This is a genomic window from Psychrobacter sp. 5A.1, from assembly GCF_030407455.1.
In the GTDB taxonomy this organism is placed as follows: domain Bacteria; phylum Pseudomonadota; class Gammaproteobacteria; order Pseudomonadales; family Moraxellaceae; genus Psychrobacter.
Window position 1 is genome coordinate 1 of sequence record NZ_JASDDJ010000089.1, and the last position, 8147, is coordinate 8147.

The window sequence follows — 8147 nt, forward strand, 5'->3', positions numbered from 1 at the left end:
ATTCTCCTGCTGGTGTATTTTAGCAGTTAATCTCTATTTGTAAGTGTTCTTATTTATTGGGGGGATTACCATTGTCCGAGGCATAGCGAACGGTATCTTTTTTGTGTGAGAACTTAAAGATTACTGCTTCGCTATTTTTTTGCCATCAATTTATTCCCAATGTTCAACAGACCCTAAGTCTCCGATAGAATCGTGACAGCTCACTCAAATTACAAAACCTATGAGTTCTGAATTGAAAAGCTACTCAAACCCATTTTATTAACGTGATTAACAAATTTCTCAATATTATCAGTTTTCCACTGATTACTGGTAGCGACCTTTCCATCTGATACATTGATAATCTCATTTGATTTTATGTAATAGCGTTTATGGCCTGTTCTTTTGTATATTTGTACAGCATTTTCTTCAGATGTTACCACACCCAAACTACCTTGTATTTCTGTGGGGAAAGCTTCCTCCAATTCAGAAAAATTAATGTTTGGATTATCTCTAACATAAGCCTTGACGACCTCATTGACTAACCTTCCTTTATTGTAAGACTTACCTTGGAAGTTAAAAGTTGAAAAATCTTTTTTTACTTTATTCGTTTCTACAGCATCTCCCACAGAGGTAACAGAGGATAGCTCAAGTCCTTCTCTGATTGTATCTTGCAAACTTACTTTTTGCTCTTTACAGAATTCTTCGATTCGTTCAAACAACCTAACAATAGCAGCATACCTTGCCTGTAAGAAGAAGTCTTTTTTACAAAGTTTGAAGAGAATTTGCTTCCACTCTTCATCTTCATGACTTAAATAAATATCTTCATCCTTATCAAAAAGCTGGTATTCAACTTCCAGCTCGTTATCCCAACCCATAAAGTTAGGGTAATGTGCCAAGACATTATATATTTGAGGATAAGAGATTTGCACAGATAGCAGAAAGAAGTTTATTATTTCTGACACTTCATTTTGTTGTATACCAACATCATTAATACATTTAACCAGTGAAATAGCATTCATTAATCTCTTAATGGCACGAGGATTCTTACCAACGGTAAGCAAACCAATCTCCTCAATTAAAAGGATTTGTGCTGTAGATACACTTTCACTTATTAGCTTCAGTTGTTTAAGATTATCTATTAAAAAACTTTGAACTTCGTAGTTGTTAACTGGCATAGAGAACGGAAGCTGAATAATCTTTTCAAAAAATGACCTGAATTCTCGTTCATTCTCCATCGTCTTTTTACCAAATTTCGGCTCAAGCCCCTTAACAACGACTTCATAGTCAATCGCTAATAAAAAAACACAGTTGTTTAAATCAAAAAGGTTCTTAAGAAGCTCTAAAATTTGAACTGCCACAGGAGGGTTAATCCTGTCTAAATCATCTATAAAGAACATAAAACCTTTTTGGGGGTTCTGAGCAATAAAATCATTGATAGTGCTCTGTAACTCATCCCGTAACTGGCGAACACCTACTTCACTTTGTTCGGTCTCAAACATTGAATCTACTATATCGCTAGCACCACCACCGATTGTCATATTAGCTGATGTTTTTAGAGCCGCTTTACTAACCTTTGTAATAAACGACTTGGCTTTTTTCTTAAGCTTAGCGGCGTCATCACTATTTTCTTGCTCAATGACTTCAATAACTTGGTTAATAATCGCCGTGATGATATTTGTCAATGTGGAGCTAGCATCCATCATCAAGCCATACTCCCAAGTATTAATCCATACTCCGTAGTAACCCTCTTTATCTGTACAAAGTTCTTGCCTCAAAAAGTTCATTAAGGTGGTTTTACCACTTCCCCACTCGCCTTGAATGGCAACGGTTAGGGGTGTTTGAGCACTCATTAAAAAACGTTTTAAACCTTTTTTATATTTATCAATCCCAAGCTGGTCTTTATCAACTTTTGGTGTATCCGTTAGATTACTAAAGGTGCTCATTCGATCATCCTTGTTTTGAATTATTGTTTAACTAGGATTATTTTCTTAAATTATAAGCTAAGCCAACACTTTGTTATTTCCCAATATAACTTTCAACTTAAGTGAGTTCAACGCAAACTCTTATAATTTTTATTTTAGACATTACAACCATTTGTTGAGTATAATTGATTAGCGTTACTTATAAATAATTAATATTATTAATGCAATGACAGGACTGTATTATGGAAGGTAACAACTCAGCATGGATGGTAGAAATCTGGAACTGGGCAGATGAGAATTTTTTAAGCGAAGAACAAGTACCTCGTTCCGCAGAAAATCTTGCTTCCCTACAAGAGCTTAATACCAGTGGTCACAGATTAAATAAGCTGCCCAAAGAAATCGGCAATTTAACACAGCTAAAATCTCTAAATCTAGAATTCGCCAATCTCAAGTCTCTACCTGCATTTATAACCAAACTAACCAACTTAGAATCTATCAATTTATCTAATAATAATTTAAAGACTTTGCCAAAAAATATTGATAAATTAGCCAACTTAAAGTCACTAATTATCGGATCTAACAAGTCTTTTAGTGAGATTTCTGAGGGCCTTAGCAAGATAAATACCTTAGAATACCTAGAATTATCGAACAACCGAAACTTAAAAGAAATTCCAGATTTTATTGCCAAATTATCTAAACTAAAAACCTTAATACTATCTGACAATTCACTGGAAGCTCTTCCTGAAAGCATTGGAGAATTATCAGCGTTAGAAGTACTTACTGTAGAAGGTAATAGATTAGATAAGTTGCCTAGTAACCTTCACAAACTGACTAACTTAAAAGCTTTAGATCTAAGCTTCATGTTATTAGATACCCTCCCTGAAGAGCTCGCTAGTTTAAAAAATCTACAATCACTGAATATCAGCGGCAATAACCTTGAAAAAATGCCAGAGTTTATTTGCAAGCTCAACAACTTAGAGACTTTAGATATCAGTATTAATAAGATTTCTCATCTTCCCGACTGTATTAGCAATCTATCAAGCCTAACGACGCTCCAAGTAAGCTCTAATGCATTGATGAGTCTGCCTGAAAGTATTGGCAATTTGAATCAGCTACAAGAACTGAACGTTTATGAAAATCAGCTGTCAACACTACCTGAATCAATTGGCTCTCTGAACAAGCTAGAAGCATTATATGCTTGGAATAATAATTTCAAATCACTGCCAGATAGTATTTGTAAGCTTGCAAAGCTACAGATCTTAAATGTTTCAAGCAATCAAATAATAGAATTGCCTAGCTGTATAGAGACTTTACAGAACCTTGAAGAGCTGATCTGTACTGATAATAAATTACAATCGCTTCCAGAGTCAGTTGGAAATTTAAGTAAACTAAAAATCCTACATATCTACGATAACCCTATAAAATCACTTCCAAACACGCTTGTTGATTTACCACACTTTGAAGACTTATGGATCACTAACAACTTTTCACATAAAGTATCGAAAAGTGTCGGCGATATCTTAAATCAGCTGGGGGATGAAATAGTTAGGGGGTTAGAAGATATTAAGATACAGAAATCAGGCACTGAAATCAATTCTTCCAACAGTCGTAAATCTATTGCTTCTATTATACGAATTTCAGGTAGCGGCGTGGAAACTTTTGCAGGTATGGTTAATATTGCAACTTATCTATATTTTCAAGAAAACAATGTCGATCTTGAAGAGTATTACAACGATATTGAAATAGGAGATAATGACCTAGAGATTCCTGATGAATATCATTTCGGGGCTTCTGGTTTATCTGATGTTGATAATATTTGGCACATAAACGGTGCTTTTCTATCAGAAGAAAATATATTAGAAATTCTAAACGACTCTGACGAAGTCATTTGGCAGTCTGATTGCAATCATGATTCTCTTGAAAGTGAGGATGTTACTTTAATCGCGACATCAAACTATGACGATATTGTAGATGAGTTAGCGCCTCATCAAGCCATGATGATCGGTAGGTTTTTTCAAAAAGGCACCATTTTTGATACTAGTCTGAATAATATAGATGAGTTTGACCCTAGCGACTTAACCATATATTATTTTGAGGATGAGAGCGGCTGGATTATTACTTCTATAGAGTATGCTGGCGATGAGCTTGAAAACGAGGACAGCGTCTCACATAGTACTGGCGCCGAATTTATCTGGGAAGCTAATAAATAGCAAACCCAATCTTTTAGTACAAAAAAACTGCTCTTTTAAGAGCAGTTTTTTCTTTCAACAAGTATTTAACACCGCTAGAGAAAGAGAAGCTCTACTTCAATAAAAACCTCTTACCAGGTGTCTAAAATTAGTTGACCACTACACTATTTAAAGATACAAATAACTTCATCATAATTATTATTCATACTTTGTAACCCTAAGTACGAACCTTCATATTCAGGCTTAAAAAATTCCTCTAAATTTTTCGCAATACCAAATTCCGTTTCACTCCCAGAGTTCCCAGGCATTGTTACGTCATACACATATAAAGGTTGAAATCCTTTCTTTTGCCATTTATAAAACTTTTGGACAAAGCGTGAATCAACATCGCAGTTAGAAGGAATACGGGTCAGGTCTTGTTGATTAAAAAAATCACTAAGCTCATAAACACCTTCAAGAGAACTGTCTTCTATGACGCCCTGACCTGAGCTAAGTACAACCATATTTGGCTGAGCTTTAGTGCCATAAGCACTCATCCAACTTGTATCACTTAAACCTGCATTAATAGAATAGATCGAACTTTCAGAACTACCTTCCTCTTTAATCGGGCTTTTTACTCGCCACTCTTGCACATTAGGTAGTGCCGCTAATTTATCCCATGTCCAATTTTCATTAGGTTTTAAAGCCAGATAATCGGTTATTGTGATAAATTGCGGTGCATCAGAACTCTTCGCTTCTAAAGCTTCCTCATCTAAGTTATCACCCTCATCATCGAGTTGATTATCAGTACCGCCTATACCATCTGGGCATTGAGTCTCCTTACCCTTTTTATCAATGCAGAAGGTACGGCCTTCTTTATCGTTAACGACAGCAATACCGTTATTAAAATCTATTAGGCCTTCAGTATCATCCCAATAAGCCTTGGTAAACTGCATGGGGATTACAATCTTACCTGTCTTATCGATATAGCCGTATTCAAGATTGTCACTGTTCTCTTCATAACTAAAGACAGCAGCCAACCCATCTGAGAAATCATTGACCATTTCATATGCTAAATTTATTGTAATAATCGATTTGTTAGTGGTATCAACGTAACCCCATTTACCGTCTTTCTTCACGGCGATAAGCGACTCACTTAAGTTGCCCATACTTTCATACATAAAGGGTATGACCACCTCATTCTGTTTATTAATCAGTCCATATTTACTTTCATAATCTTCCGGGTCCTTAGCTGGACGAGCTGCTGTGGCGAATCCATCATGGAAATCAGCTAAAGCTTGGTATTCAAATGGGATAACGGTTTTACCCTGTTTATCAATAGCACCATATAGACCTTCAGCACTCACAACGGCAAGTCCGTTAGAGAAACTGCTTGCCCAGTCGTACTTTGGTTCTATAAGAACTTTTCCCTTTGTATCAATAAAACCATATTTATCGTTTTTACTTATGGCAGCTAACCCTTCTGAAAAGTCATTGAAATCTAACGACTCTCCACCCTCTCCTGCTACTATCGCATCAAACTGAAATGGAATAATCAATTGTCCGTCTTTATCGATATAACCCACTCTATTGGCTTTATCATATTGATCGTCGCTCTGCTTAATTACCCCTGCAAGTCCGTCTCTTAAGCAACCGACTTTGTCATAACCTTCTACATCAGGTACAACGCATTTTTCTTCTTTTTTATCATTCTCGACTTCAGCATTATCGACTGCTTTTTTTTCACTTACTGACGATGGCGTCACTTCAGCATTATTTTTGTCACTGCATCCTGATATGGCGAGAAGGCTAAAAACTAAGGGTAGATAGATACGTTTCAATGCAACAGTCCTTTAGGTAGGGATACTTAGAAATTTGGGGTTAATATAAATATTTGATAATAATTTCTGATATTGTGATTAATAGTCTTTCTAGGTGTAAAAGTTATAAACTCCTGAAGTCATATAACTACTACCTTTAGATTCAGCAGTATGCAAAGGCTGAATTGAAGTACAGCCTTTGATCTGGATGATGTATATAAAAAAAACCTAATACTCTCTCACCAAGTCTTGCTCAGTCTTATCATATTTAAAACAAAAAGGCCCGTCTTGATAGCCGTAGGAATTTCTGTAAGCATCGATATTGCCAGAGAAACAAAAACGGTTGGATTTAAGATCAAAATCGTAATGTATAGTATCGCCTTTATTGTTAACGACTACCGCCTTTCCTTCATCGTCAGCTGCAGCTGATAATGAATAACGAAAAGGCACTACTGTCTTCTTAGCAGGGTCAATCACAACCAAACGATAAGGTTTTTTGTTGACGTACCCCGTAGCATTGGTTTCAAAAATATAGATAATCTGATTACCATTGAAGTTAGGCTTGCGCTCTTTCATAACGGTTGCATAGCTTTTCAAACGACTGTCTGTGCAAAACTTCTCATCCTCATAATCAAAGTCACATTCAACCACTGTGACACCATATTTTGTTTTAGGTGCTGCATTAGCCGTAGAGGATAGACCTAAGATAATTATCGATGCTGCTAATAACAGGCTTGTCTTTTTGAACATGAGATTTTTCCTATAAATTTAAATAAATTGAGTACTTTTTACGCGGCTCACTTTCAGATGTCAGTAAGTATGCATTTTTAAGAATAGATGTGAGAAATTACTAATCGTTTTGCGGATAGCGTTCTTGGTCTATCTCATTCCAATCTGTATAGGTTTTTTGGGAAAGCACTTTTCCTTGGCGGTCTAATGTATAGCGCGTGATACTCTCGTAGCCATTATCATAAGCATTAGCACTTTTAGTATTTAGGTTATAGAAATCGAGCTTCCCATTTTCGTAGCGGCCACCATCGACATCTACGGCATCCCCCATTGGCTCCATATAAGCCATATCATATTTTGGTGGGACAACGACCTTACCTGTTTTATCGATGACGCCCCATTTACCACTTCTATAATCTCCAATCTTGACAGCAGACAATCCTTCTGAAAACTCCATTGCCTCATCCCATTTGGCTGCTATCACTGTTTTGCCAGAGGTGTCTACAAAACCTGTTTTACTATCTTCATCACCCAATGTAGATGTGTTATATCTGGCCAATCCTTCTGAATAGTCATCTAGCCAGTTAAATTTAAACGGTACGACTGTTTTACCTGTTTTATCAATTGCTCCAAATTTATCATTTTTACTCACCACTGCTAGCCCATCATTAAAATCACCGGCACTCTGATATAAGTAAGGTACGGTCATTTTCCCTACCTTATTCATATAGCCATATTTACCGTCTTTGTATGCGGCTACCATCCCTTCTTGGAAATCTCGGAAATCAATGTAATAGCCACCAGTCATCGGTGCTTGATGCTCAACAGGTATGACTAATTTACCCGCTTCGTTAATATAGCCTTGCCAGTACAGATAGTCTTCGTAGTCCTCACCGCCGTCATAGCCTTTGACCATTCCCATTTTCATGAGCGCGACACGAGCCATGCCTTCAGAGAAACCACCACAGCTGTAATATTTTGCAGGTACGATGACTTTTCCTCTGTCATCTTTGTAGCCACACTGAGGTTGCTCCGTATTCTCCAATTCAAAAGCTTGTAAGCCAGCTGTTGCACTACCTGTGCCAAACACTGTACATAGACCCAATATCATTGCCACTTTTCTATTGTTTTTTTTCATTTAAATCTCATTTATAAGGTATACACGCTCTCTGTAATCCACAAATATATCTATGAAATACAGCCTATAGATATCACTATATTTAATAAACAATAGTAGTCAACTTTATTTCAATAATCAATATATATGTTATGAGATATAGTAATTTTAAATAATCTTGGAGAATCTAAAGGCACAAAAAAGGACACAACGTTATCGTTGTGTCCTTTTTTATGCTTTGTAAGGATTTACTATGGCTTCACTACGAATTAAGAGAAAGGGGCTGTAGTAGATAAGGATTAAATATCACACCATTTTCTCAAGGTTTTCAGCTGATTAGATGGTAATCCCCCCAATAAATAAGAACACTTACAAATAGAGATTAACTGCTAAAATACACCAGCAGGAGAAC

The 8147-nt window shown here is 36.3% G+C and carries 5 protein-coding genes; 1 reads left to right on the top strand and 4 read right to left on the bottom strand.

Going from position 1 to position 8147, the window contains the following annotated elements; genetic code table 11:
• Positions 1–218 precede the first annotated feature (218 nt).
• Positions 219–1922, bottom strand: a complete 1704-nt coding sequence (locus tag QL982_RS13595; protein WP_290190393.1) for a P-loop NTPase fold protein — start codon at positions 1920–1922, stop codon at positions 219–221.
• Positions 1923–2143: 221 nt separating this feature from the next.
• On the opposite strand from QL982_RS13595, the gene QL982_RS13600 reads away from it, so the two are divergent.
• A complete protein-coding gene (locus QL982_RS13600; RefSeq protein ID WP_290190394.1) occupies positions 2144–4111 on the top strand; it encodes a hypothetical protein in 1968 nt (655 codons plus the stop codon).
• A 143-nt stretch (positions 4112–4254) separates the two neighbouring features.
• On the opposite strand, the gene QL982_RS13605 is transcribed toward QL982_RS13600, so the two are convergent.
• The 3 genes from QL982_RS13605 to QL982_RS13615 all read right to left on the bottom strand — a co-directional run bounded on the left by QL982_RS13605 (position 4255) and on the right by QL982_RS13615 (position 7756).
• The gene (locus QL982_RS13605) at positions 4255–5910 is read right to left on the bottom strand and encodes a WG repeat-containing protein (protein ID WP_290190395.1); all 1656 of its coding nucleotides are present in this window, start codon (positions 5908–5910) and stop codon (positions 4255–4257) included.
• Positions 5911–6117: 207 nt separating this feature from the next.
• Positions 6118–6639 (bottom strand): hypothetical protein, encoded by a 522-nt coding sequence (locus QL982_RS13610; RefSeq protein ID WP_290190396.1) that lies wholly within the window; start codon positions 6637–6639, stop codon positions 6118–6120.
• A 100-nt stretch (positions 6640–6739) separates the two neighbouring features.
• Positions 6740–7756: a WG repeat-containing protein gene (locus QL982_RS13615; RefSeq protein WP_290190397.1), complete on the bottom strand. Its 1017-nt coding sequence runs from the start codon at positions 7754–7756 to the stop codon at positions 6740–6742.
• Between the last annotated feature and the right edge of the window lie 391 nt (positions 7757–8147).

Bases quoted from the DNA above. Each gene is read 5' to 3' on its own strand.
- QL982_RS13595 (WP_290190393.1), bottom strand. From the start codon at position 1,922: ATGAGCACCTTTAGTAATCTAACGGATACACCAAAAGTTGATAAAGAC.
- QL982_RS13600 (WP_290190394.1), top strand. From the start codon at position 2,144: ATGGAAGGTAACAACTCAGCATGGATGGTAGAAATCTGGAACTGGGCA.
- QL982_RS13610 (WP_290190396.1), bottom strand. From the start codon at position 6,639: ATGTTCAAAAAGACAAGCCTGTTATTAGCAGCATCGATAATTATCTTA.
- QL982_RS13615 (WP_290190397.1), bottom strand. From the start codon at position 7,756: ATGAAAAAAAACAATAGAAAAGTGGCAATGATATTGGGTCTATGTACA.